Annotated in this window: 19 protein-coding genes; 16 read left to right on the top strand and 3 right to left on the bottom strand. The window is 50.9% G+C overall.

Annotated features, from left to right (window positions below; genetic code table 11):
• Positions 1-5: 5 nt before the first annotated feature.
• Positions 6-131, top strand: a complete 126-nt coding sequence (locus PHD44_RS12695) for a thiosulfate oxidation carrier complex protein SoxZ (RefSeq protein WP_367181997.1) — start codon at positions 6-8, stop codon at positions 129-131.
• Positions 132-249: 118 nt separating this feature from the next.
• Here the strand turns inward: PHD44_RS12695 and pip are convergent, their stop codons facing one another.
• Positions 250-1,221 carry a prolyl aminopeptidase gene (gene pip / locus PHD44_RS00405; RefSeq protein WP_300186676.1) on the bottom strand — a complete coding sequence of 324 codons (972 nt, stop codon included), beginning with the start codon at positions 1,219-1,221 and terminating at the stop codon, positions 250-252.
• Positions 1,222-1,544: 323 nt separating this feature from the next.
• Between pip and PHD44_RS00400 the strand changes: the two genes are divergently transcribed.
• From PHD44_RS00400 to PHD44_RS00380, 5 genes are all read left to right on the top strand, one after another.
• A complete protein-coding gene (locus PHD44_RS00400) occupies positions 1,545-1,718 on the top strand; it encodes a hypothetical protein (protein WP_300186673.1) in 174 nt (57 codons plus the stop codon).
• A 104-nt stretch (positions 1,719-1,822) separates the two neighbouring features.
• Positions 1,823-3,109, top strand: a complete 1,287-nt coding sequence (locus tag PHD44_RS00395; protein ID WP_300186670.1) for a site-specific integrase — start codon at positions 1,823-1,825, stop codon at positions 3,107-3,109.
• A complete protein-coding gene (locus PHD44_RS00390; RefSeq protein WP_300186667.1) occupies positions 3,106-4,764 on the top strand; it encodes a hypothetical protein in 1,659 nt (552 codons plus the stop codon). Before PHD44_RS00395 ends, PHD44_RS00390 begins: the two co-directional genes overlap by 4 nt.
• Positions 4,745-7,057 (top strand): hypothetical protein, encoded by a 2,313-nt coding sequence (locus PHD44_RS00385; protein ID WP_300186664.1) that lies wholly within the window; start codon positions 4,745-4,747, stop codon positions 7,055-7,057. The genes PHD44_RS00390 and PHD44_RS00385 overlap by 20 nt, the downstream gene beginning before the upstream one ends.
• A 1-nt stretch (position 7,058) precedes the next feature.
• The gene (locus PHD44_RS00380; protein ID WP_300186661.1) at positions 7,059-7,487 is read left to right on the top strand and encodes a hypothetical protein; all 429 of its coding nucleotides are present in this window, start codon (positions 7,059-7,061) and stop codon (positions 7,485-7,487) included.
• A 155-nt stretch (positions 7,488-7,642) separates the two neighbouring features.
• Here PHD44_RS00380 and PHD44_RS00375 read toward each other — a convergent pair whose 3' ends face one another.
• A complete protein-coding gene (locus PHD44_RS00375; RefSeq protein WP_300186658.1) occupies positions 7,643-8,785 on the bottom strand; it encodes a cysteine desulfurase family protein in 1,143 nt (380 codons plus the stop codon).
• Between the two features lie 81 nt (positions 8,786-8,866).
• Here PHD44_RS00375 and PHD44_RS00370 point away from each other — a divergent pair, with 81 nt between their 5' ends.
• From PHD44_RS00370 to PHD44_RS00345, 6 genes are all read left to right on the top strand, one after another.
• The gene (locus PHD44_RS00370) at positions 8,867-9,805 is read left to right on the top strand and encodes a DUF4007 family protein (RefSeq protein WP_300186655.1); all 939 of its coding nucleotides are present in this window, start codon (positions 8,867-8,869) and stop codon (positions 9,803-9,805) included.
• A complete protein-coding gene (locus PHD44_RS00365) occupies positions 9,802-13,092 on the top strand; it encodes an ATP-binding protein (protein ID WP_300186653.1) in 3,291 nt (1,096 codons plus the stop codon). The genes PHD44_RS00370 and PHD44_RS00365 overlap by 4 nt, the downstream gene beginning before the upstream one ends.
• Positions 13,089-13,922 carry a phosphoadenosine phosphosulfate reductase family protein gene (locus PHD44_RS00360; protein ID WP_300186651.1) on the top strand — a complete coding sequence of 278 codons (834 nt, stop codon included), beginning with the start codon at positions 13,089-13,091 and terminating at the stop codon, positions 13,920-13,922. Before PHD44_RS00365 ends, PHD44_RS00360 begins: the two co-directional genes overlap by 4 nt.
• 32 nt (positions 13,923-13,954) lie before the next feature.
• Complete coding sequence (locus PHD44_RS00355; RefSeq protein WP_300186649.1) at positions 13,955-16,345, top strand: sensor histidine kinase; 2,391 nt, start codon at positions 13,955-13,957, stop codon at positions 16,343-16,345.
• A complete protein-coding gene (locus tag PHD44_RS00350) occupies positions 16,342-18,306 on the top strand; it encodes a hypothetical protein (protein WP_300186647.1) in 1,965 nt (654 codons plus the stop codon). The genes PHD44_RS00355 and PHD44_RS00350 overlap by 4 nt, the downstream gene beginning before the upstream one ends.
• Positions 18,307-18,512: 206 nt before the next feature.
• Positions 18,513-20,978 carry an SEC-C metal-binding domain-containing protein gene (locus PHD44_RS00345; RefSeq protein WP_300186645.1) on the top strand — a complete coding sequence of 822 codons (2,466 nt, stop codon included), beginning with the start codon at positions 18,513-18,515 and terminating at the stop codon, positions 20,976-20,978.
• Between the two features lie 431 nt (positions 20,979-21,409).
• Here the strand turns inward: PHD44_RS00345 and PHD44_RS00340 are convergent, their stop codons facing one another.
• Positions 21,410-21,862: a hypothetical protein gene (locus tag PHD44_RS00340; protein WP_300186643.1), complete on the bottom strand. Its 453-nt coding sequence runs from the start codon at positions 21,860-21,862 to the stop codon at positions 21,410-21,412.
• 81 nt (positions 21,863-21,943) lie between these two features.
• On the opposite strand from PHD44_RS00340, the gene PHD44_RS00335 reads away from it, so the two are divergent.
• From PHD44_RS00335 to PHD44_RS00320, 4 genes are all read left to right on the top strand, one after another.
• Positions 21,944-22,189, top strand: coding sequence for a helix-turn-helix domain-containing protein (locus PHD44_RS00335; RefSeq protein WP_300186641.1), 246 nt, complete (start codon positions 21,944-21,946; stop codon positions 22,187-22,189).
• 83 nt (positions 22,190-22,272) lie between these two features.
• Positions 22,273-22,530 (top strand): AbrB/MazE/SpoVT family DNA-binding domain-containing protein, encoded by a 258-nt coding sequence (locus PHD44_RS00330; protein ID WP_300186639.1) that lies wholly within the window; start codon positions 22,273-22,275, stop codon positions 22,528-22,530.
• Positions 22,531-22,922: 392 nt separating this feature from the next.
• Positions 22,923-24,677 (top strand): class I SAM-dependent DNA methyltransferase, encoded by a 1,755-nt coding sequence (locus PHD44_RS00325; protein WP_300186637.1) that lies wholly within the window; start codon positions 22,923-22,925, stop codon positions 24,675-24,677.
• Positions 24,674-25,993, top strand: coding sequence for a restriction endonuclease subunit S (locus PHD44_RS00320; RefSeq protein WP_300186635.1), 1,320 nt, complete (start codon positions 24,674-24,676; stop codon positions 25,991-25,993). Before PHD44_RS00325 ends, PHD44_RS00320 begins: the two co-directional genes overlap by 4 nt.
• Positions 25,994-26,001 lie beyond the last annotated feature (8 nt).

Here is a 26,001-nt window from a genome sequence, read left to right as displayed (position 1 = left end):
GCAACCTGTCTGTAGCGGTTTCCAAGAACCCCTACATCAACTTCAAAGTTCCAGGCAAGAAAGGCGACAAAGTAACAATCGCCTACACGACCAACCTGGGCAAAAGCGACACTGCAACACAAACTGCTTAATTAGCAGTCTTTGTGACGGGTGACGGTCTCATACCGTCTCCGCAAGCATGCAAACCCGCCGAATGGCGGGTTTTTTATTGTCGAAAAATCAAACGGCAGCGGTCAGCAAGACCGCCGTTTATCCCCGACCGTTCTGGTGCCCCGCCAAACGCTCCGCAAACCGATCCGTCGCACGAATCAGTGCATCGGTGATGCCCGGCTCACTGGCGGCATGCCCCGCATCTTCCACGACCGTCAACCTGGCATTCGGCCAAGCCGCCGCCAGCGCAAACGCCTGATCCACAGGACAGACCACATCGTAACGCCCGTGGATGATTTCCCCTTCGATAGCCGCCAGTCGATGAACCTGCGCCAGTAAGGGTTGCTCGCGTAAGAACGCGCCGTGCACAAAGTAATGGTTTTCGATCCGGGCGATCGCGAGCGCATGATGGGGATCCGCAAAGAAATCAACCGTTGCCGGATCGCTCAGGAGTGTCGCCGTTCGCCCTTCCCAGGTCGACCAGGCGCGGGCCGCCTGCATCCGCGCCAACTCATCACTGCCCGTTAGGCGACGATGGTACGCCGCCACCAGATCGCCGCGCTCGTCTTCGGGAATCGGTGCCACGAAATCGGCCCAATAATCGGGAAACAGACGATCGGCACCGCGCTGATAGAACCAGGAAACATCCTCATCGCGGCAAAGAAAAATTCCGCGCAATATCAATCCCAATACGCGTTCCGGGTGGGCCGCGGCGTAGGCCAGTGCCAGTGTCGATCCCCAGGAACCACCAAATACAAGCCACCGCTCGATATTCAGATGCTGGCGCACCAGTTCAAGATCGGCGATCAAAGCTTGAGTCGTATTACCGTCCAGATGCGCGTGCGGCGTCGAACGACCTGCGCCACGCTGGTCGATCAGGATAATCCGATAACGGTCAGGATCGAAAAAACGGCGATGGGCGGGCGTGCACCCGGCACCGGGCCCGCCATGCAGGAACACCACGGGAATACCCTTGAGCCGCCCACACTCCTCGACATGCAGCACATGCGGTGCATCCACGGGAATACTGTGCGTTACCAAAGGTTCAATCGCGGGATAGAGTTCACGCATCGGTTTGCTCCTAGTGTACTGTTTCGCTCTTGGAGGCACATTCAGCGAGTCGCTGGCCGATTAGATGCAAGACGCGCTCGCGCCGCAAGGGCCGCCCCCCTTGCAAGCGGGCGCAACACTAACGCGGGCTTACGCCTGCTTCGCATTGAGCTGACGAAGTCCGCAGATGATCGGCCAGCGGCTCGCCCGAAGGGAGTCCTCCAAGAGCGAGACAGTACACTAGTTTTCAAGAAACGGCCCAATTTCCGAGCCAGAACTCCGACCATCTTAGCGCTGATCCACGGCTGTCGTACAATGCAGAAGTTTTCACGTCACGGTTACTCATGAACACGTCCTCCCTTCGCGAATCCGATCAGACAACGCCATCAGAACCCATCTGGTCCTGGATTAGCCCCGGCAAGAAACTTCAGCGCATCGTCGCACGGACTCTGATCGAGTTCTCGATGATCCGACCGGGCGACCGGATTCTGATTGGCCTCTCGGGTGGCAAGATATAGGCTATATTGTTTTTGTAAATCAATCATACCCATCAAAAAACTAAATAAGTCATTTTTTTCAAGCGCCAAGACGCCCCATAGTTGACAAATTGTGGTTGCGGGCCATGGTGAGCAGGAGAGAGAATATCTGCCAATATTTTTTGCCAAAAATGAAGCTCAAGAGATACCAGTTCAACAGCATCCCCTTCGTAACGATTGTTGATGACGCGGACTGCCCTGCATCCCCTTACGCCAGCGCCTATCTTTCTACACTCACTGGCCAGGCGTTTAACACTCAACTCAGGAAAGCGAACGAGCTTCTCTTTGTCCTGAACCACTTCCAGAAGAAACGGATCGATATGGTGCAGCGAGTGAAGTCTGGTGAACTAATCAGCCTCAAGGAGTATCTCCAGTTCCACACAGCCGCTGCCAGCCAAAAACGTGGCGAGCTGGACCCGGTGGCTTCCCTTCCAGATGTCTCAGATAAGCAACTCCGAAATGCAATTTCTGCCAACGCTCGCCAACTTGTATCTGTCTCAAATGAAACTCAGCAAGGCAGACTGAGAAGGCTGCGCCAGTATCTTGAATGGCTCTTCGAACATTGCCACGACCCCTTTAGTGTCAATCAGACCATTAATGACAGGCACGAAAAGTTAAAATGGGCGATAAAGCTTGATGAAGACAGTCTGAGCAGGAATAAGTCTCAACAAGTGGCTGATGCTTCAGAGTCTGTCATCCCTGACCAAGTGTTCGTTCGATTACTAGAGATGATTCTCCCTTCATCCCCAAACAACCCGTTCAAAGGGTCAAAGATCAGAAACTACCTGATCGTCTCAATCTTATATCAGTCGGGAATCAGGCGTGGCGCGCTAGCAAAACTCAAGATTTCTGATTGCCATTTCCACGGAAGCTATGACCAAATCAAAATCTACCGCTCGGGTTTTGATGCCACTGACCCACGGCTTGACAAGCCAAACCAAAAGACCAAAGCGCACCTTGCAACGATCTCTCCAATTCTTATGAGTCAGATTAAGTACTACATCGACCATGTGCGAAATGTCGTACCCCGCTCAAATGAGAATGACTTCATCTTTTTGAGCGAGAAGGGATCGCGCGGCACCCTCGGCCACCCCCTCTCATTGAGGTCAATTAACGGAGTATTTCACGTACTCTCGGATGCCCTTGGGTTTTACATTCACCCACACCTCCTCAGACACAAATGGAATGAAATCTTTGATAAGGAGGGCACAGAGCAGGGGATCGACCACCGATTGCTTGAGGACGCTCGCAAGTACGCTATGGGATGGGTGGCAAATTCACTCATGAGCGAAACGTACAACGACAAACGCCTAGCACAGAAGGCACGTGAAATTTCAGCGGCTCACCAGAAAAGAGTGGACGAGCAGAGATGAAGAACAACGTCAAGGTCCGCCGGAATGAACTCCTGACCAGAGACAAGCGAGCGAAGGTAATAAATGCGAAGTCCGGTTTAGAGATCAACATCATGGACGACGAATGGAAAATTCTGCCGACGAAACACAGGGGACACACCATTCCCCTTGCATGGCTTCACAGCTCGGTGATGCCGGATGAAGACTGGCACCTCATCGTCGACGTCTACACACACTACATCCGAACGAAAGCCGCCAGTACGGCGTACGGCGTGGTCTGCAATACGCAAACTCTTGTATCCGAAGGTATCCCAACTCTGGCCGAACTCAAGGCGAAATGGAGTGGGTTACCAACTCACCACAAGAAAAGCATCAATCAGTTCTTCTCGACGCTTTACAGGCTGGGCCACAAGCGCTTCGCCGACCACCACAACTTCACGACGAACCATCTGGATAAAGAAAATAGAAACAGCCTCGATCCAGCCAAAGGGGCACTCAGCAACTTTGAGTTCGATTCGCTCGCAAAACTCGTAAACAACAAGTTAGCCTCGATTGATTGGTTGCGACAGAACGACCTGTCGTTCTATCAATCACGGCAATTCAGCGAAGTTCGCACGGTGGTCGCGAACAAATTGATGCTCGCCACGGTCAGGCGACCCATCCAGTTGTCGATTCTCAAATGGTCAGATCTGATCCCGTCTGGAGCGAGCTTCAATGACAAGGATATAAACGCGCTGAACGAAATTGGCACCTTGGGAGCCCAGACGCTCCAACTGCGTGTGTTCCATGCAAAGGAAAAGGGCAGCGCCCACCGTAGATGCCATCCCGAGCGTCACCCGCTCCACCTCTCTGAAGAACTATCGCTAGCTTTAATACGGTACAAGCAATTTTGCCTACGCGGTCTTTCTTTGATTTTTATAGCGTCTGATCTAGAGATCGAACAAGAAGAACTTCTGCATATTGCAAATAACGTCCCAGTGTTTCCTGTTATCGAACTTTTTAGATGGGAAGTGCATTCCATTGAAACCTTCAAAAATGCATTCACCCCCGTATCCACCCTATTTCACGCAAGTGATCACCGTCTGACACTCAGACTAGATGTACCATCTGACAGGGCGGCAATCTGTACTGCGAGCAACAACCGAATTCGCCACACTGTGCTGACACGCGGCGCTCAACAGGGCTTGCCAGCCGTGCAGTTAGCGCGGATTACGGGGGTGACTGTGCCAGCCGCAAAGCATTACGTCGACATAGACTACGACTCGCGCCGTTTGATCGACGACAACTACCTTGGCAACGAATTTCTCAAGAGGGCTTTCTCGGGCTTGATCACCTTGACCCCACAGGGCGACGAAACCATCTTTGGCCACGACTTCAACGAAGTCGGAGGAGCCAAAAACAAGGGGGCATGCAAAACGTGCAAAACGCTATTGGGACGGCCACTCGGGTGCTACGGATGCCCAAACTTTAGGCCGATTCTGGAGGCAGACCACCGGGCCGAGCTACAGGTTGCCCAAGACAAGCTTGAGGCGAATCGCACTTATCTCTTCAATCCTCTGGAAATCAACTCAATCAGGAGACTGGAACGACAGATCGAGTGGATCAAGCTAACGATCAATGTCTGTGATGATATCCTCGCGAGGCAAAGAGGCATTGATGCTAAACAAGTACCTTGATCGACTGGAGCGTCTGGTAGAGGAATATCAGAACCAAGAACTGCCCCAGTTCCGTGGTCCGGATGATAAGGCGGCTCAATGGAACGACCTCATCTGGTTTCACATTGATCCGAACACAGGACGAAAAACCCGATTTCTCTGTGGCAAGCACGGAATAAAAGGAGCTGGAAATTCCGGTAATAAACCCGAGTTTGCGTTGCGCCCTCCGTATGACCAATTAATCAAAGTTTGGATCATCGAAACAAACAACTCACCAATCTCGGCAGACGAGAGGCAGGCGCGTGTGAGCTACGCCAGATATTTGCTTTGCAATATGCGAGGAGATCTCTACTCGCAGACCAGCGACACTATTGCTGAATTACAGGGCAAGAAAAGGGCTGAAAGCTCAAACCCATTTCTGGCATTCTGTGCGGAAAAAGGGCTGATGCGTCCTATTAGACTTCACTCAAATGACTGTCGTGACAGAACGGGACATGCACAATTTGACACGAAGGTACAGAAACTGCCCGAAATCGAGGCAATTCTCGCCCTTGGCGCAATACATCACGAGATATTCCAGCCTGTCAACCAAAGAGGCGTGGTGAGCACAGAAATTCAAATCAACATGATGAATGCCTTGGTTGCCACTTTCGGATTACTTGGATTATCGGCGCCCAATCGCATAGCCGCCGAGACCCCACTTTTACCCAAACAGCGGCTAAAGAATTACAGCGAGAGCGGAGGGAAACCGGTTCATTACTTGGATTGGGCGGGCAGTAAAGGCTTCAAAGACAATCGGAATCATGTGCTCGCAGCCTTGGCCGACGAGGTGGATCGAGCGGTCAACTTCTTCTTCATAATCTGCGAGCCGGCTCGAATATTGTGTAAATTCTATGTGAACCCGAAGCAAAGTCTCGGGGTATTGGTTGGGGATTTCGAGGTTCAGGAAGACAGGCGGAGGCACCTAAAATTTGACGAGGCCCCCAACCTGTTCGTTCTGGGCTATGCGCTAGGACTCTACCCTGTGGACGCCTGTGTGCCGATCATCTTGCCTGGAGTCGATCTCCCTTCATTGGTGCATAACCATCCCAGATATCGCGCTTGCTTCAAAGAAAAGCCAATTTACTCACTCCAGCACGATGATCGTTTGGCAACATCGACAACAGCCACAGGAATCGCTAGCATCCCGTTTTTATTTGACTATCAGTCAATTCGGGGGAAAGCACTCCTGGCGCTGGGGTGCGGGGACAAGTCGGTCATCACCTTGGGTGAGTTGCAAGACAACTGGATAGGTTACGTCAAGACCCATCTCATACCCTCGTTTCCGTATTCATACTCTAACGGCGAAGGCAAGATCAAGCTCACCGACGCCCTGTTCTGCCTTCATGGTCATCATCTGTATGGTCGCGTTGAATCTTCCGGCTCTGGTGGCAAACCTCTAGCCCAGAGCCCTTACGCCATAGTACCACTAGGCGCTATTGCTTCACACGTAACAACGCGCTTCACTGGCTCATCTGGTTCCAATATCTCTATCTTTGATGAGTTTGGCTTTGAAGGGATGAGAGTGAATGCACACAGCCTTCGTCACTTCGGCAATACGCTCGCTGAACTGAGCGAGATTCCACGCGAAATTATTACCACCTGGTCAGGTCGGAAAGACAAAGAGCAGACCGAGACCTACCTCCACAGTACTCATCACGAGCAAACAGGCCGGGTGCGCGCGGTGTTGAGCAAGCCTGAGCACGACAAAAGGGAGATCAAGGTCGTGGCACAGGAAGCCATCCTGCAAGCAACCAATTTGCCGGCCTCCATCACTTCCACAGGGGTCTGCACCCAGGAACTCAACCTAAACCCCTGTGAGTATCTAAACGATTTTGTGTCCCAGTGCTTCATGTGTTCGGCCGCTTGCCACGTTGTTGGCGATACCAAAACACTCCAGTTTTTTGAGAAGGACTACGAGATCCAGGCCACCAGACTCGAGTTGATATCAAATGACCAGCGACTTTCGAATTCGATCGCGATGCAAAGATGGTTCGTTATCCATTCGCGCAATACGCATGTGCTGGCCAGTCTGATTGAGTTCATGAAGACACTCAAGCCCGGCACGGTGATTCGATACTCACCAAAGGCGAGCGAGTTCCACTTCACTGACGCAAGTATGAAAAAGACCCGCAAAACCCAATGCCTCATCCCGGACTTTGAGGACACATTGCAGAGTCTGCTTGCAAATCAAACCAGCGACAGGGCATCGAACACCAATCCTGAACTGCGCGCCCTGCTTTCATCGTTTGGTCTATCAGAGGAGACTGTCTGACATGGTGCCACCAAAGATATCTGCACAACAGCAGCGCCGGATCGAGATCATGCTCACAAAATGGACCGGCAAGCTGACATGGGAAGCGCTGGTTACACGTGTGGAACTAGAAGTCGGGGTCAAAACGACTCGGCAAACACTTTCCAGCTACACAGGCATTAATGCTTGCTACAAGAAACGGAAGGCTCAACTGCGTGGAGCCACCCCGCCCCTCTACACGAAGATCACCGCGTCTGAGGTCAAGCTGGTCGAACGGATCGAAAGACTTGAGGCTGAAATTGAAGTCCTCACCAAAAACAATGCCGAACAGTTGCGGATGATCGAAAGGATGCTGGCAAATGCACGGTCAATCCCGAACCTGGATCTGGAGGCGCTCGTTCATCGAAGACCCGAGGAGACCTTAAATGCGCGGCCGAGGAGAGTGAAGTGAAGCAGTCTGAGGTGATCACGTATAAAGTCGCGGAGGCGTCGAAAGGGAAAAAGCAAGTACTAAACTTTATCGTTCGTCAAGAACACGGGGTGTTTTCCTGACCCCCAGTTTTCTCTACCTAACCTTCACACTTATGCGGCCATAAAAGGGGCGGATCAAGAACCAACGCTCACCGCACTGGCAATCATTGAAACTGCACGCTCAATTTGATCCTGATCTGAAAACCTTCCAAAGCTGAAACGAACACATTCGGATGCAAAAACATGGTCGTAACCCATGGCCCGCAAAACATGGGACGGTCCCATTGTTCCAGACGAACATGCTGATTGCGTTGAGGCCGCAATATATGGCTGCAATCGCATAAGCAGATCAGCAGCGTTGCACCCCGGAAAACGCATCAGAGCATTCCCCGGATGCCTACAATCGCGCGCTCCGACTAAATGAGCGACTTTCTTCTCTTCGAGGCCACGAATAAATTGATCTCGAATATCAGCAACATATGCACGCTCGTCATGCCCATGTTGTAAAACAAGACGACATGCCTCGCCAAAGCCCATAATCAGCTCTGTTGGCATCGTTCCTCCACGCCGCCCTCCTTGTTGCCCTGCACCAATCAGAACAGGCTGGACAAACTCTGCTGCACCGGGTCCAATCAGAAATGCACCAACTCCTTTGGGGCCGTAGATTTTGTGAGCAGAAATCGTTGCGAATGGGATGTCTAGTTCAAGAAGATCGATATCCAACGCAAGTGGGGCTTGAGCAAGATCCACATGGAACAGAACCCCGTGATTTTTGCAGAGCGTGGAGATCGTATCGAGATCCGCCACAGCTCCATTCTCATTGTTGACACCGACGACAGAAACAAGGGCTGTGTCATCGCTAATCATCAAGCGCAAGTGATTCGGATCCGGGGCTCCTCGCTTGTCTAGAGGAATGTACTTCACTGTCAGGCCGCTATTGTTAGCTTCATTTCGGATGGAACTATGATCCGCCGCGCCAATCAGGACTTCCCTGCGCCCCGTGCAGACTGAGATTGCCTTTGCTGCCTGAATCGCCATCAAATTCGCCTCGCTCGCACCGGACGTGAACGTCACATCCCCCCCCTGAAGCCCAAAAAGTGTAGCGACATGTGAAGCCGAGACCTCAATGGCGGCAGCAGCTCTCCATCCGAGAGCGTGATCAGCTGCATGCGGGTTGGCAAAGTGCGTCACTGCTGCGGCCTGCATCACACTTAGTACGCGCTCATCCAATGGAGTTGCGGCTTGATAGTCGAGATAGATGGCTTCACCAACTTGCATAGGTATTCAGTGCTGATACTGGAAGATATATCCAGTATCATATATTACTTTTGGTACTGGATGATGTCTCCAGGAGGTCAAGTGAGACTTCAAGATTTGAAGAACGAAAAATACCGTCCTTGCTTTTCTGGACATGAAACCTTCCCGCTACGTTACGGGTGGCTGCAAAAAGCATATCACGCGGTCAGCAATGCCTCTTCACCTAAAGAAGCTGTTCACGTTTTCCGTGACCCAGAGTCCATTGCTCTCTTTGGCGTTGGCCGAAACATGATTGCTGCAATTCGGTATTGGGCCATTGGCACCGGCATACTTGACGAAACCAAGGAGGGGATCGAAACAACATGGCTAGGCGACATGTTATTTAGTGAAGATGGAATAGATCTCTACCTTGAAGAAGATGCCTCACTTTGGCTTCTCCATTGGCATTTGGCAGCACGCCCCCGCCTAACATCGGCGTATTGGCTTTTCAACGAGTACCGAGGAGGCGGTTTTGTTAGACAAGACATCGTTACATCTTTGCTTTCACTTTCACAAGAGTGCGCATGGAGCAGAGTTGCCGCAACAACTGTCGATCGCGATCTTCAATGCCTACTAAGAACTTATATCGGAGGCCGCGGGTCTAGTGAAGCTAGAGATTCCATACTTGCCGAACTTGGTCTGATCCGCCCCATAGACAAGCACCGCGCCCACCTGTCACGGGGGCGTAAACTAAGCCTTCCTGATGCTGTTTTCCTCTATTGCCTCATTGAGTTTTGGGAAAATTTCGCCAGCGAGCAAAACACGATGTCCTTTGAAAATACGGCATACGCACCGGGGTCACCGGGCCGAGTCTTTCTGCTTGACGAGGAAGATATAGTGGGACGGCTTGAACGGCTTGAAGATGTTTCCAAAGGCGCACTTGTCTGGTCTGAGACTGCTGGGCTGCGACAGATCATTCGAAGTAACAGACGCTCAATTCAGCTCGAACGTAATGCCCTCTATGACGAGCTTGTTAACACGTGCATACAGGTGGCGACATGAGCGATCCGATACTAATCACTCCAAGATTCCGCCGCTCAGTACGGATCGACTCCGACTTTGCCTCTGTGACGGCTATTGATGGATTTTATTGCCCGGCATCGTTTCAAGCGGCTGTAACCTTTATGGCCTCACATGTGGCGGATACCGAGCAGGGTGCATTCACCTGGACAGGCCCTTATGGTGGAGGGAAATCAAGCTTGGCGTTAGCCCTTGCTTGCCTTTTCGGCTCACAAAAACCTATCCGCGATCAAGCCGCGGCTATATTCGGAAACTCTGTCCTACAAGCCCTGAAAGACGCGCTGCCTTATTTTCCAAATCGCTGGGATGTCCTACCGCTCGTCACCGAGCGTCGATCCATTTCAGAACAGCTCGCAGAGCGGCTGAGCCTTCCCGCTAAAGCGGCTCCAGCGGATATTCTTAGCGAAATCGAACGTAAATCGAAAAATCGCGGACTCTTCATCATTATGGATGAGCTCGGGCGAGGACTGGAAGCCGCCGCAGAAGGTAATGGCGACCTTCATCTTATGCAGGACATCGCTGAGCTTGCCGCCCGAAGTCGAGGCAAACTAATTTTTCTAGGGATTCTCCATCAGGCTTTCGAGGAGTATGCGGAGCGCCTCGGCCACAAAGCGCGGGACTCCTGGGCAAAGATTCAGGGACGATTTGTCGATATCTCGATCTCGGTATCGCTGGAAGAGACCATTGAACTTATCGGGGAGGCATTAGGCCATCACCATGTTACTCGCAATGCACTCCCTCTTGCTGAGGTTTGCGTGGAACAGTTGAGGCCGGCTCGAAAAAAATCCGATGCCAAGCATTTAGCCAGAAAACTTGCGCAAACTTCGCCACTTCACCCTTTTACGGCTTGCCTTTTGGGGCCTCTATCCCGACGACGCTTTGGCCAAAATCAGCGGAGTATTTTCTCTTTTTTGAGCTCTGCGGAGCCCTATGGATTACAGGATGCACTGACCAGAGAGGTTGTTGATGGGTTTTACCCCCCTTATCTTCTTTGGAACTATCTCCAGGCGAATTTTGAACCCGCTATCCTCTCATCCCCAGATGGTCGCCGATGGGCTCTAGCACATGATGTTTTCGAACGCTCAGTTGCTAGAGGTGCGAGTGATACAGAAATTAAGGTCTTGAAAACAATTGCGGTCCTTGATTTACTCAAGGATAAATCAGGATTAACCACACACCACGCAACGATTGCATTAGCACTCCACGAGATTGAATGCTCGGACGTGGAAAGTGCTTTAGCCCGCCTTGTGCAGCAATCTGAAATTGTCTTCCGAAAGCACTCTGACCAATACATGCTTTACGCAGGTTCAGATTTCGATGTTGAAGCTCGGTTACAGGAGATCCTTGCCGAGCAGAGCGATATCGACCTCAATATTGTTAGAGCTTTGGCCGATCTTCAGCCCATTCTGGCGAAGCGCCACCACGAAAAGACAGGCGCCATTCGATGGTTCGAAGTGTCAATCGAACCAGTTTCGGATCTAGAAACACTCCCCCCCCCACAACCCGCCCAAGATATCATTGGGCGGGTTGTGTTCGCCATGCCAACGCAAGGTGAAACACCTAACGAGATGATTGATACATATGAACGCGTAATGCAATCTCACAAGTCATACCCACTATTCATTGGTCACGACACGAATGTTGGCAAGCTCCTAGATCTCGCCCGTGAACTAACCGGACTAAGCAGCCTTGAGAGTCGGTTCCTCGAGTTACGGGGGGATTCTGTGGCAAGGCGTGAAATCGATTCTCGTATTGCAGAGGTGCGACAAAATCTCGAGACCAGCATTCATGGGCTGGTCGGCGATTGCCTCTGGTACGGAGGTTCTGAGAAGCCGCGGCGATTAACCAAGCGTCAGTTGAACGAGCAATTATCGTTCATTACAGACACCATTTTCCAAGATACCCCCCTTATCGGCAACGAATTGCTTAATTGCTCGGAGCCGTCCTCAAATGCTGTAAGCGCGAGGACCAAGCTCATGAAACGGATGGTGATGCGTGCCTCTGACTTTGATTTAGGTTTTGCAGGGAAGAATTACCCAGCCGAACGCGGCCTCTATATCTCGCTACTGAAAGAAACAGGGCTGCATGTTGAAGGCAAATATAGCGCCCCCCCCAAAGGGGCAGCACTATACCCGCTGTGGCGTGAGGCCGACAGGATACTCGCTGCCACCGAACATGGGGTAGTAGCGGCCGATGAGATCATCAAGGTCTGGGCAGATGCCCCGATCGGACTGAAGGCTGGCCTTGCCCCTGTATTTATTGTCGCCTACATCCTCTCACGTCGTGACCGGGTAGCGGTTTATGGTGAAGCTGTGTTTCAAAGCAGCTTCAATGAGCTTTGTGTCGAATTCTTGGCGAGAGACGCAAAAGACATTGGTCTACGCCGAATTGAGATGGAAGGCTTCATTGGTGAAACTCTTCAAGAGCTTGGCAGACTTTTGGAGGTCAAAGGGTCTGCCGAGCCTCTCCGTGTCGCAAGGGCCATCATAGGCGAGTTTGACGCACTTGTTCCGTGGACAGCTAGAACTCAATCCCTTTCCCCGCAAGCACTGCAGGTACGAGAGATCCTCAAGCGAGCGAGCGATCCAAACAAGCTACTGTTCGACGACTTGCCTCGTCTAACCAAACCACTGCCAAATGGCCATTTCGATCCGAATGCAACAGCTAAGCTTCTCAGAGATGCGTTGGCTGAAATGAGGGCCTCTTATCCCAAAGCGCTTGATGAACTAAGAAACATTATGCTTCGCGAACTCGATGTTCGCGGCCAAGGTGAAGACGCGTTGAAGGATTTGCGTGACCGTGCAGACAACATTCGTCAGATTGGTGGCAATCTACGTCTAGAGGCATTTGTCGGACGTTTAACTCAGTTTCATGGCACACGTGAAGACATGGAAGGAATTGCCAGCATTGCCGCCAACAAACTTCCACGAGATTGGCATGACGGCGACTTAGAGCAGGCAACAGTTGGTCTTATGGAACTTTCAACGTCATTCTTGAAAACTGAAACAATAGCCCGAGTAAAAGGGCGAAAAGATCGCCGCCATGCCCTTGCTGTTGTGATGGGCAAAGATAACATGCTGCCCCCACTTTTCAGTGAATTCGAAGTCGCCGATGTCGACAGACGAGACGTAGAATGCCTCGCAGAAACCATCGATAAGGCACTGTGTGAGGCAGGCCAACAGCCGCGCGATATTATTCTGGCAGCCCTCATCGAGGTAACATCGAAATACATAGCAACAGACAACCACCATATAGTAGAGAGCACATGAGCACCACCCGCCACGTTTTAGGCCTATCGGGGGGGCGGGACAGCGCCGCGTTAGCGGTCTTTATGCGCCAACGGCACCCGGAGATCAATGTAGAATATTTTTTCACTGACACCGGAAAGGAGCTACCCGAAGTCTACGATTATCTCACTCGTTTGGAAGGATATTTAGGCAAGCCCATTTTGAGGCTAAATCCAGACAGGGGTTTCGACTATTGGCTGAAAAGTTACAAAAACTATCTGCCATCTGCTCAGTCGCGGTGGTGTACACGACAACTAAAACTTCGGCCTTTCGAACAATGGGTCCGAGAATTTCTTGAGACCGGCGAAACCGTAATTTCTTATGTCGCAATTCGCAGTGACGAGGAATACCGCGAAGGCTATCAGTCAAACCGAGATAATTTACTGATAAAATTGCCGTTCAAAGATGCTGGAATCGATAAAGCTGGTGTTATCGAAATCTTAGAAGGTTCAGGCCTTGGCCTGCCTGAATACTACGATTGGCGAACGCGGAGTGGATGTACATTTTGCTTCTTCCAACAAAAGATTGAATGGGTACGCCTACGTGAACGGCACCCTCAAGCGTTTGAGGAAGCTAAGCAATACGAGAAAACGGCACTTGAACACGGCTCTCCTTTTACCTGGAGCCAAGGCGAATCTCTCACTGATCTCGAAAAGCCCGAACGTCAAAAGCAGATTAAGCTGGAGCATGAAAGGCGCCGGGAACGAGTGCTCGCGCGACTTCAAGCAAATCCGCTACGGCCTGAGACCTCGATCGATTTGGATGATATTTATGGCGGGGCGGCCAAGGCGTGCCTAACTTGCCATAAGTAACTGAATTTCAAAAGAATGGATGCAACCAATATATGTTCAAGATAACCGCACGAACTATCTTAGAGTTAGGGTCGGAGCTTATTAGCTCCGACGCCATCGCATTCTATGAATTGATAAAGAACGGAATTGATGCAGGCACTAAGGATGGAGTAACAATTAACTTCAACATTGTTCTTGGTCGACGGGACTACCAAGAATCAAAGTCCCAGACACTTAGCGCCATTGAAGGAAAGAAGCCAGATGACATTACAGATCTGGGCGATCTCAAGGAGATGGTGTCAGGCAAGCTGATCTCGGAGGCTGGAAATTTTTGGGAGATTGCTACCGATCTAATCAATAAAGCCGACAGTTATGAGACGCTGCTGGATGCACTTGAGATGGTCAACAACATGAACTCAATTACTATCTCCGACACCGGGTCGGGCATGTCTTTGAGAGAATTAGAGAACGTGTTTCTTGTGATCGGAACGTCTTCCAGAAAGAAAGATATCGATTTTGCAGTTGCCAATGGCAAATCGCGTGCCCCTTTTCTTGGTGAAAAGGGCATTGGTCGATTATCAGCGATGCGACTTGGTGATCACCTCGCCGTCCGAACAGCAAGAGCAAATGATGAGACCTATAACCTTCTTTCTATCGATTGGTCTGAGTTCGACGACGCAACGAAAATGATCGAAGACATCGAGGTCGTTCCCCGAGAGGGAAAAAAGAAGGCCGATCCCAATTTCAGTGGCACAGACATCAGAATTAGGAAACTAAACTCAGACTGGAGTGAGAAACGTGTTGAGCGCTTAGCACTCGATGACTTTTCTCTACTCGTGAATCCCCTCGGCAAAATTTCTGGGCAGCGCATTGCCGTATTCTGGAACGACAAAAGGGTTCATATCCATCGGCTAGATAGGAGTTTTCTGTCTCATGCCAATGCTTTGATTCGCGGCAAATATCAGATCGGAGATAACGGCCCCGAGCTTGAGCTCAGAATCGAAGTAAATAATCTTGGCTTCATCCACCCGAAAGAAGTGAGCATTGAAACGGCTACGGCAGATGTTCTGCATGGTGCGCTTGTTGGGCCAAAGGCCAAGCGTCGCAGAATGAACAAACGCGATATAGACTATTCTGCATTAGAGAGTGTTGGTCCTTTCGATTTCGAACTTTATTGGTTTAACCGGTTACTTTTACGTAAAGCCGAATCGACCGGGGATCCTCTGGCACTTCGGAATTTGCTCGATCAATGGATGGGCGTTCGTTTGTATCGAGATGGCTTCCGTGTCTATCCTTATGGCTCTGAAAACGATGACTGGCTGGAACTGGACAAAACCGCTCTTGCCTCCAAGGGGTATTCACTTAACCGAATCCAGTTCGTCGGCCAGGTCGAGATAAGGCGACTGCAGAACCCTCAGCTCATCGATCAAACCAATCGAGAAGGGCTACGGCAAACCCCGGAAGAAGCAATCTTGAAAGAGACGATTCAATTCGCAGTTGAACGCCTGCGTGACGAAATGAAGCGTGTAACCAAAGAACATAAGGACGCAACAGAGACGCTTATCGCTGATGAGACCCAGACCATAGATCTCGAAAAGCGGATGAGCACAGCCATACAATCAATCCGCAAGATCGTCCCTAAAGAGCATAGAGATGTTGTTGAAGAACTTGAACTAATGCGTGAAGAGTTTGCTCGATACACAGCACAAGCGCGCGAACGCATCGCCGAGATGGAAAAGGACGCGGATCAAATGCTTGCTATGGCGGGCGTAGGGTTGATGGTCGAGGTCGTGGCACATGAGCTCACTCGATCAGCAGAGGACGCGCTGGATTTACTTAATGGCCTTAAGCAAAAAACTGTGCCCGATGAAATTCGTCGTCGTCTTGAAAGCCTGAGAGCCTCCATGACCAGCATCAGCAAGCGACTTCGAATTCTAGACCCTCTTAGTGTGACGGGACGACAACGGAAAGAGCGTTTCAATTTGGATCAACTTGTGGGCGAAGTTCTGGAAGCGCATGAAGCACAATTTGAACGACACCGCGTTAGGCTAAAAATCTTACTTCCGAACCGACCAGTGGAGGTCTCCGCCGTCAAAGGCATGGTCGTGCAGGTTTTAGAAAATCTCATTTCCAACTCGATCTATTGGATGGATGTCGAAAGGCAGCGAAAAATGTCCTTCAAACCAGAGCTTACGATTTCGGTGGAGAACCACCCACCACGAATACGATTCGTCGATAATGGCCCGGGAATTCCAAAACAGTATAAGGACCGAATTTTCGATCTCTTCTTCTCACTCAAAGACAAAAGTCGACGTCGTGGGCTCGGGCTTTACATTGCTCGAGAGGCGGCAGAACACAATGGGGGGGCATTGGGGCTGGACCCAGAAGTACTCAACGCAGAAGGTAGATTTACTACCTTCGACTATCAAGTGGTGGCGGAATGATCTCGAACGATCAGAAACTTGTGGCCAGGGCAGGAATCCACAAAGCCATTATCGTTGATGACGGATACGACGAGATCCCCCAAGTCGATGAACTTCTCGATAGGGAGGAGTGGAACAGTTTTTTTGATGACACACGACAAAGTGCGTCAGCGGAAAGAATTACAAACCTTTTCACTGGCTATGATCCCGACAATTGGGAAGTCTTGAAACAAGATCAAGGCTTCATCGCGGTCCTTTGGAGTAATCGGTACGTTATTGAGGATTTGCTTCACGGGATATTTACAGTTTACGAGCAGAAACTAGAAGCAAACCGTCGCTCTTTAGCAGCTGTAGAGAGTGCTCTCACCTCGCTTAACATCCCCTTTGAAAAGTGCGGCCGAGATTTTGTTGAGGCGGCGGTCTACGCGGATCTGATTATTCTTGATCTGTTTCTCGGCATTCAGCAGAGCAGTCGTGATCGTCAGTTGACCGTTGACCGGCTAAATGAAGCTCTTGATCGCCGGAAGACAGAAGGCCTTCCTCAACCATCCATTGTGCTCATGTCGCAAATACCGGGGGTTACCGAACTTGCGAAGGAGTTTCGCCAAGATACAGCGCTTCATGCCTCTGCCTTCCGACATATCAGAAAAACCGATCTTTCAAAGTCTGGGCGAATGAAAGGCTTAATTCTCACACTTGCATCTCATCGGCCGGATAGTCAGGCGCTAGCCAGCTTCATGGAAACTTGGGAAAAAAAGGCTCATGAGGCAGTGCGTTCAGCAGCGGGAACTTTACGCAAAATCGACATTGACGATTTGCAGCATATCAAGAGTATGCTGCTCCGCTTTGAGGGATTGAACACATCAAGCTATATGCTCGATATCTTTGATCGAGTACTTCAGTATGAGATCGAATCACACAGCGAGGTACTAGACTCGGCGATTCGGCTTGATACGATGGTCGATTCCCCTGCACCGTTGATGATCTCAAATGATCGGGACACATACGCAATTTTGGAGCGAACGCTCTTTGTAAGCCCAAATCGTCGCGACCATGTCACTGGATCTATCTGGCCGGTTGCTTTCGGCGACATATTGGGGCCCAAACGAGGGACTCCGGTAAAGCGGCGCGGATTCTTTTGGGGGCGGGCCGACCAAGTGTTTTTCGTTGCGTCTCCGGCATGTGATCTTATCCGAAAAGACGGACTTACCACCGTGCTGTTAGTGGCTGGAACACTGAAGGAAATCGATTTAACAAATCCTGGGCTTGCGGTAACAGAGAAAACGACCCCAGTGATAAAACTAGACGACAACAAGCGTTTCCAGGTCGACTGGAATTTTGGCGACCTGAGAACGATCAATCTGGCTAAGGCGAAGCAATTACTTCACTCTACTCGTGGTGACGCATCAATTTATGGGCGCCTTCGGGAAGGTGCCGCACTCAATCTACGTCAACAGCTGCTAAGCCATGTTGGGCGAGTTGGAGAACTTGCGCCTCTTCCAAGGTCTTGGAAGTTCAGCGCCAATCTTCACTTACCACGTCGACAAGGCGGTACAGAGCCTATAGTCCTCCCCGACGAGGTGACCATAACCGGGAATATTATTATTCCCAAAAAAGGCGTTTACGCATCGGTAATTATAGATTCCTCTTGCGAAGAGGATTTGACTGCAGCCTTGCTTGGCTTAGATCTAACAAATGTGGCTCCTAAGAGCCACAAAATGTTTGGAGTTCTCAAAGACCTGACTCGTATTAGACAGATTTTCAGATCGGGCTTCCAAGGCATTGAAATTCCATTGGACAGGCCTCGCAAAGCAGGGTTGCTCAAGCCAGATGAAGAGCTACCAGATCAGGATGGTAAAAAGCCGAAGATTGATCTGGTTGCCACCATTGTGGAAGGCGCAGATCTTAGTGCGCTAGACGGTTGGAACCAGCTGAGTGAGGCCGGCCTCATTCTTCATATCCACACGGATGATACGGCCTAAACAGGTAATGCCCTTATCACCGAATTATGAAGCTGAATCGCCACCAGTCCTCTAGACACTTCCCTGCCGTCCTGGGTTCTACCCCGATAAAGCGGGGTAGAACCCTCACAGAAAAGAAGTTTGTTCTGGACACCATACATAAGCGTAAGACATGCTTTTGACCTATTGGGCCAACACTCTAACCGCCATTAGGTACCTGCTAACAAATGGGAAAACGTAATAAACGCTTCGGCACAGATAAAGCGGCAATTCCGGACGAGATATTCTCCAACGGTCCGCTCCATGTTGCTCGATTTGGCAATCAAGTCGTGCTGGCATCCAACCGTACTGAAAAGCAACACGACGAGCTCCTCACAAAACTCGCAGCCCGCTACACCACTGTGGTCCAGGAAATAGACGATCTTGTTTGTCGGATCATCTCAGCCGTTAGCGTGCTGCCACCCGACCAACTCTTGGTGCGCGCGTGGCATGAAAACTTTATGTCCAGCCAGCACATCAAGGTCGAGGTAGACATAACGGAAGATGACGCCATTGCGTTGCGGATGATCGATTATGTGCAGAGTGTGATCGCAGCGGCCCCGAGGGGCGATGCCCAAAAAACCGAGCTTACCGACGACGATTGGTCAGATCTCCGACTGAACGTCGCTGCGCTTTTCAGGAAGTTGAACTTCGAGTATCCAAGCTGCTCGACAGCTCATCGAAAAGCAGAAGGAACCGTGTATGACGATGCTATGGAGCTGTTTTTTGTTCGCGCTCAGATGCATTGGTGCAACGTTCGCGGAGACAACTATCAGGTACATCAGGCAGACCTAATCGCGGATCTGCTAAGAAATCAGTCCAAACTGATCGAAGCTGCGTATGGGATCACCTCGGACGTACTCACCGCAGAAATCCGGAAAATTTGGCGATCATTGACCTTCGGATTTCATGAAGCGATGACGTCCGTGCGCCAAATACACGCTGAGGTCATGGCCGAAGTCGATCGGATGGAAAATCAAAAAGATATGGTTTATGAATTTGAATCGCCTAGCGATCTTATTCATGAGGTAACCAGCAGGTTGGGCCATCAAGATACTTTGCATCAAAGCATGGATGCGTTGTTCGGAAATACAGGACTTTTCGACCTTTGCAAAATAACCAATTTGCCGACGGCATTCCTTGAAGATTTCTCATGGGCACCCGGTCAGGAAACGAACTTTCTTGCCGATGGCGAGTTTAAAGGCTGGCCGTTCCGAATACAGCCGATATTTCGGCGTCCATTCCTGAAGTTCAATGATACGTACTACTGCTTCGAACTCCACTCACTTTTTGACAACTTTTATCGTCAACTTGAGAAGCAGATATTCCAGCGGTCAGGATCAGAAAAGCAGGAGTGGATCCGCAAGCGGAAAGAGATGTCGGAAGAACTACCTGTGGATTATTTCACCCGGCTTCTGCCAGGAGCGACCGTACTTCGCGAGGTCTACTACCCGGTGGTCTCGGAGTCAGGCAGCAAAAAAAACTTTGCCGAAACCGATTGCATCATTGCATATGATGACCACCTATTCATCATTGAGGTAAAGGCTGGCGCATTCACTTACACATCACCTGCCAGTGACTTGCCCGCTTACGTCAAGTCACTACAAGCGCTTGTTGGGGCCCCCAGTAAACAGGGACAACGATTCCTAAACTATTTGGAAGGCAGCGAAGAAGTCGAGATCTTTGATGAACAACGTCAGCGAGTCGGCACGCTACGTAGAGGGGATTATCGCAGTAAGACCATTTGCACAGTCACACTTGATTCCTTTACCGAACTCGCAGCTCAAGTTCAGCACTTGCATAAAATCGGGATTGACGTTGCTGATGAACCAATCTGGTCACTTTCACTCTCGGATCTTCAGGTATACAGCGATATCTTCGCCGGTCCACTCGACTTTCTCCACTATGTCGAACAGCGTATGCGCGCCGCGCAATCGGAGAAACTTCAGCTCGACGACGAACTGGACCATCTCGGACTATACCTCGAGCACAACAACTACGCGATGCACGCGGACGAGCTTTCTAATAACGCGGGGCGATTGCAATTCAATGGCTATCGCTCTGCGATCGACGCGTACTTCTCCGAGAAGCTCATAGGATCGGAGAATCCGTCCTTGCCGACACAGGAAGTCCCACCTCGACTCAGAGAGATTATCAATCTTCTCACGCATCAAAACTTGCCCCACCGCTCAAGAATCGCAAGTTTTCTGCTGGATTTTGACGGGGATTGGAGGTTTAACCTAAGTAAATGGATTGATGAGGAGCTGGCTGTAATACCGGAACGGGGACGCTGCCTGCCATTGTCAACGGTTGGCAACATCCGGCTAACAATATTTGTGAACATCGAGGGCATCGTCGAATTGAGCCACGAAAGGGCTACTGAGCATACACAAGTGGCCATGATTGTTACTGGCGAATCTGACCGAACTCTGCTCGAGTTGACATATGGCCCCACGGGCCCGACTAGGGTCACAATGTCGACCGTCTCGTTGCTCGGGCTTTCACATGAACAGCATGAACGGCTTCGAGCCAATGCTGCTAATTTAAAAGAAAAACGGCTCACGCGTTTCGTTGCCAATTTTGGCAAGATCGGTCGTAATGATCACTGCCCCTGTGGAAGCGGAAAGAAGTTCAAGCAATGCTGTATGCCTTAACGACGCCCCTCCGATCGGATTTCAGCCGTTAGTGGTAAAGTAAATCGGATGTTTCAATATAAGTCTGGCTTTAAATCGCTGACCAGTCTTCTACGACATCCTTAGTGATCGACCGCAATGTCCGAGATACGGGGCGTTCCATCAAAAATAGTGATACTCAGGAATTTGGCCAAAGCCGACTATGGGCGGCGACACCATGGACGGCTGAAAAGTGTCTAGAGAATTGGTGGCGATTCAAATCACATTGTTTTCCTTGCCATAAACCAAACACCCCGTCAGCTTGCTTTTGTCTTGGCTTTTGCTAACCTTTTCCCGTCCGCTGTTCATTTGCTCTACAAGCCTGAATAGCGGCCTACGAGAAAACCGAAAGGCATTACGATCAGGTGCCAGTTGCGCACCGTGTACCTGGTCACCCAACAGCTGCTCCAAGACTAGCGCTGAAGATCACTAACTGTCGGAGTGGCGAAGTCAGTTGGCAATGAGAGCACTTTTTCATAGCTGATCGGGCTTGTTGGCAACATATTACCTTCCATCTCCATGCGGGTGCCATCTGCAAGCACAAAGCGCTGCCCCCCTGTTTGCTTTTCTAGCCATACCTCTACCAGCTGGTCCAATTTGAACCCACTTGATCCATTGAGATAATCGGGGCTGAGAAGATCAACCCGAACTACTTCAAACTTATTCTCAGGTTCTTCAGCAATCCCAAGGACTGCCTGAATGTTGCTGAAGACCAAAGTTGTATGAAATGCCACATCCTCCTCGCTTTCTGGCTGGTGCACCGTGACCAGGAAATAAGGAAGTTTTGAGACCAGCTCAATCCTCTGCCAAAGCATCCCGAGAGCCTTGGGCCACGGAATCTGCGCATCTGTATCAGTTCGAAACATATTTCTGAAACCCTAAAGTTATTGTTAATATGTAGATTATATTCCGTGGAATGATAGTCTCGCCACATTCATCGTAGCGTGATGAATAGCGAGACATTCCAGCAGCTTCAGAATAGGTTAGCCAAAGACATCAAGGCTGCGCGTCGTGCCGTCGGCTTGTCTCAGGAGGCGTTGGCTTTACAGGCCGAAGTGGATCGCACCTATGTTTCCCAATTGGAGCGTGGTATCGCGAACCCATCGCTTTTCGTCCTATACCGACTGACGAACGTGCTTGGGGGCAGTCTGCGCATATCTTTGGAAAAGCCCGAAACCAAAGATGCCCAATAGGATGGGGGCGCTTTGGCTGACCGGACATCTCTAAACTAGACATCTCGGCTTTCAGGGGGTGTCAAATGGCTACAGGAGTACGTATGCATCACACCAAATTGAGGAAACTTGGCAAATCAATCGGTTTGACGTTGCCGAAAAATATCCTTGATAAACTTGATTTGACGGCTGGCGACTCGGTGGACATTGGTATCAATGCAGGCCAAATCGTCGTTAAACCTGTGCAGAAACCTCGATATAAACTCGCCGATTTACTGGCTCAATGTGATTTCACAGCTCCAGTCAGCGAAGAGGAGCGCCTTTGGATGAGTAGCCCGCCGCTAGGCAAAGAGATCATCTGATTTTTTCAATGTGCTGCATGGAGCGCATCCAGTCATCTAAGTGCATACTCACAATGACATCCGTTGCAGCTTATGTGCGGCGGACCAAACACACCATTGCGTGCATCTTTTCCTGATAACAGCCCTTTCTATCGACAGATGCTGCTTTCATTGCCGCCCATGCACTGCTGCAAACTTACACGCTGAGGCTCAGCCGGCCCACAGGTTCTGAGCCAGCAATCAGCCGTTGCAAACCATCGTACGGACAGTTCTATACCAAGCACTTGGCGCGATCCAGGTAGTGCGCGAACAAAACCCAACGTTGCCTAAAGCGCCTATGTCAAAGATACTCTGGGATATTAAAGATCGCCTGCCTATTGAATCGCTCATCACTCGGTAATTACGTCCTCACTATGTCCAATCCCAACCTTTCCTCTTTCATCTGGTCCGTGGCTGATCTTCTTCGTGGTGACTACAAGCAATCGGAATACGGCAAGGTCATTCTTCCGTTTACGGTTTTACGTCGCCTCGATTGTGTTCTGGAAGCCACCAAGCCTGCCGTGTTAGCCGAACTGGTCTTGCGGGAGAAGGCGGGGCTCAATCCGGAGCCGTTCCTCCTGCGGGCGTCCAAGCAGCTCTTTTTCAACACCTCGCCGCTCGATCTGAAAAAGCTCATGGGCGATCAGGATCACATTGGTGAAAACCTGCGTGCCTACTTGCAGGCGTTCTCGCCCGAAGTGCGGGATATTTTCGAGAGCTTCGAGTTTCACACCCAGATCGACAAGCTGGCCAAGTCCGGGCTGCTTTATCTCGTCACTGAGAAATTCGCCAACATCGACCTGCACCCTGATGCCGTCAGTAATGAAGAGATGGGCACCGTGTTCGAGGAACTGATCCGCAAGTTCGCCGAATTATCCAACGAAACCGCCGGGGAACACTTCACCCCGCGCGAAGTGATTCGGCTCATGGTGAACCTGTTGTTCATCGAGGATGACGAGGCCCTTACCAAGCCCGGCGTGGTGCGTTCGCTCTACGACCCCACTGCTGGCACCGGCGGCATGTTGAGTGTGGCCGAAGAGCACCTGTCCAGCCTCAACCCCGATGCCCGACTGGTCATGTACGGGCAGGAACTCAACCCCGAGTCCTATGCCATCTGCAAGGCCGACATGCTCATCAAGGGGCAGGACATTGCCAACATCATCTTCGGCAACACCCTCTCTGCCGATGGCCTGGTCGGCAAACACTTCGACTACATGCTGTCCAATCCGCCCTTCGGCGTGGAATGGAAGAAAATCGAAAAGGAAATCCGTAAAGAAGCTGAGCAGATGGGCTTCAATGGCCGTTTCGGCCCCGGCCTGCCGCGTGTGAGTGATGGCTCGCTGCTGTTTCTGTTGCACCTTGTCTCAAAAATGCGCCCTGCCGTGGATGGCGGCAGTCGCTTTGGCATCGTGCTCAATGGCTCGCCACTGTTTACCGGTGGCGCAGGCTCGGGCGAAAGCGAGATTCGCCGCTACATGCTGGAGAACGATCTGGTCGAAGCCATCATCGGTTTGCCCACCGACATGTTCTACAACACCGGCATCAGCACCTATGTCTGGATTGTCAGCAACCGCAAGCCGGCCGCCCGCAAAGGCAAGCTGCAGTTGATCGACGCCAGCAGTTTCTGGCAAAAAATGCGCAAGAGCCTTGGCAGCAAACGCAAAGAACTCAGCCCGGAACACATCGACGAAATCACCCGCCTGTTCGGTCAATTTGAAGAAGCTAGTATTGAGGTGGACGGCTCATCCGTACCCATCAGTCGCATCTTCGAGAATGAAGACTTTGGCTACCGCACCATTACGGTTGAGCGCCCCACCCGCGACGAGGCGGGCAACATCGTGCTCGCCACCAAGGGCAAGGCCAAAGGCAAGCCCGTGCCGGATTCATCTCTGCGCGATACCGAGAATGTGCCGCTCTCTGAGGATGTGGACACTTACTTCAAACGCGAAGTATTACCTCATGCACCGGATGCGTGGATCGACCCCGACAAAACCAAGGTCGGATATGAGATTCCCTTCAATCGGCACTTCTATGTGTTCAAGCCCCCACGCCCATTAGCCGAGATTGATGCCGAACTCAAAGGCGTCACCGACCGCATCCTGACGATGATCGGTGGGCTGACGGCATGAGTTTCCCGCGCTACTCGAAGTACAAGGACAGTGGCGTGGAGTGGCTGGGGGAAGTGCCAGAGCATTGGGATATTCCGCAGATCAAGCGCACAACCTATTTGAAAGCTCGAGTTGGATGGAAAGGTCTAACGTCCGAAGAATTTCGAGAACAATCATTTGCCTACTTGGTGACTGGGAGCGACTTCAGAGAGAAATTTGTCAAGTGGGACGAGTGCTATCAGGTCGAGCAGGAGCGATATGACGATGACCCATTCATCCAATTGCAGAATGGCGATCTACTCATTACAAAAGATGGCACCATTGGCAAGCTTGCCATCGTTTCAAACCTCGACCGTCCGGCGTGCCTCAACAGCGGGATATTTGTCGCACGCCCCCGTAATACATATACGACTGACTTCATGTATTGGATTCTGTCATCCAATGTGTTCTCAGTTTTCTGCGATCTAGAAAGCTTTGGTTCGACAATCAATCACCTTTATCAGAACGTGTTTGAGCGGTTCGCCTTTCCAGCCCCCCCTGAATCCGAACAAACCCAAATCGCCGCCTTCCTCGACCGAGAGACAGCGAAGATAGATGAACTGGTGGCAGAGCAGCAGCGGTTGATGGAACTGCTGAAAGAAAAGCGTCAGGCCGTTATCTCCCACGCCGTCACCAAAGGACTGAACCCCGACGCTCCCATGAAACCTTCCGGCATCGAGTGGCTGGGGGATGTGCCGGCGCATTGGGAGGTCAGTCGCATCGCCAATGTATTCCGTGAAGTTGCGGAGCCAGGAACTGAAGAACTCCCCATTCTTAGCGTGTCTATTCATCACGGAGTTTCCGACAAAGAAATTGACGAGAAAGACATGGATCGAAAGGTCACACGAAGTGATGATCGTTCCAAATACAAACAGGTCTCTCCAGGTGATCTTGTTTACAACATGATGCGTGCTTGGCAAGGTGGTTTCGGTACAGTTACTGTCTCGGGGATGGTCAGTCCGGCGTACGTCGTTGCCCGTCCGCTGCACAAGATTGAAACTATGTACATTGAGCATTTGCTGCGCACCCCTCAAGCAATTGAACAAATGCGCCGCCATTCGCGGGGGGTAACGGATTTCAGGCTTCGACTGTATTGGGACGAGTTCAAAAATATTCGTGTAGCGCTGCCTCCTCAAGACGAAGTGATAGCGATCTGTTCGAAGATCGAGAATATGGAAGAAAGATTCAACACCATGACAAGCGCTTGCGAAGAGTCTATCAACCTCTTGCAAGAACGCCGCACTGCGCTGATTTCCGCGACCGTTACCGGCCAGATCGACGTTCGCCAACTCGCCTGAGAAGAGTC

This window comes from Halothiobacillus sp. (assembly GCF_028710545.1).
Taxonomy (GTDB): Bacteria; Pseudomonadota; Gammaproteobacteria; order Halothiobacillales; family Halothiobacillaceae; genus Halothiobacillus.
The sequence above is the reverse complement of the archived record's forward strand: the minus strand, read 5'-3'. Positions and strand labels throughout refer to the sequence as shown.

Excerpts from the sequence above, each read along its gene's own strand:
- PHD44_RS00390 (WP_300186667.1), top strand. The coding sequence starts at position 3,106 with ATGAAGAACAACGTCAAGGTCCGCCGGAATGAACTCCTGACCAGAGAC.
- PHD44_RS00340 (WP_300186643.1), bottom strand. The coding sequence starts at position 21,862 with ATGTTTCGAACTGATACAGATGCGCAGATTCCGTGGCCCAAGGCTCTC.
- PHD44_RS00355 (WP_300186649.1), top strand. The coding sequence starts at position 13,955 with ATGTTCAAGATAACCGCACGAACTATCTTAGAGTTAGGGTCGGAGCTT.
- PHD44_RS00380 (WP_300186661.1), top strand. The coding sequence starts at position 7,059 with ATGGTGCCACCAAAGATATCTGCACAACAGCAGCGCCGGATCGAGATC.
- pip (WP_300186676.1), bottom strand. The coding sequence starts at position 1,221 with ATGCGTGAACTCTATCCCGCGATTGAACCTTTGGTAACGCACAGTATT.
- PHD44_RS00335 (WP_300186641.1), top strand. The coding sequence starts at position 21,944 with ATGAATAGCGAGACATTCCAGCAGCTTCAGAATAGGTTAGCCAAAGAC.
- PHD44_RS00320 (WP_300186635.1), top strand. The coding sequence starts at position 24,674 with ATGAGTTTCCCGCGCTACTCGAAGTACAAGGACAGTGGCGTGGAGTGG.
- PHD44_RS00375 (WP_300186658.1), bottom strand. The coding sequence starts at position 8,785 with ATGCAAGTTGGTGAAGCCATCTATCTCGACTATCAAGCCGCAACTCCA.
- PHD44_RS00325 (WP_300186637.1), top strand. The coding sequence starts at position 22,923 with ATGTCCAATCCCAACCTTTCCTCTTTCATCTGGTCCGTGGCTGATCTT.
- PHD44_RS00395 (WP_300186670.1), top strand. The coding sequence starts at position 1,823 with ATGGTGAGCAGGAGAGAGAATATCTGCCAATATTTTTTGCCAAAAATG.
- PHD44_RS00385 (WP_300186664.1), top strand. The coding sequence starts at position 4,745 with ATGCTAAACAAGTACCTTGATCGACTGGAGCGTCTGGTAGAGGAATAT.
- PHD44_RS00345 (WP_300186645.1), top strand. The coding sequence starts at position 18,513 with ATGGGAAAACGTAATAAACGCTTCGGCACAGATAAAGCGGCAATTCCG.
- PHD44_RS00400 (WP_300186673.1), top strand. The coding sequence starts at position 1,545 with ATGAACACGTCCTCCCTTCGCGAATCCGATCAGACAACGCCATCAGAA.
- PHD44_RS00360 (WP_300186651.1), top strand. The coding sequence starts at position 13,089 with ATGAGCACCACCCGCCACGTTTTAGGCCTATCGGGGGGGCGGGACAGC.
- PHD44_RS00365 (WP_300186653.1), top strand. The coding sequence starts at position 9,802 with ATGAGCGATCCGATACTAATCACTCCAAGATTCCGCCGCTCAGTACGG.
- PHD44_RS00330 (WP_300186639.1), top strand. The coding sequence starts at position 22,273 with ATGCATCACACCAAATTGAGGAAACTTGGCAAATCAATCGGTTTGACG.
- PHD44_RS00350 (WP_300186647.1), top strand. The coding sequence starts at position 16,342 with ATGATCTCGAACGATCAGAAACTTGTGGCCAGGGCAGGAATCCACAAA.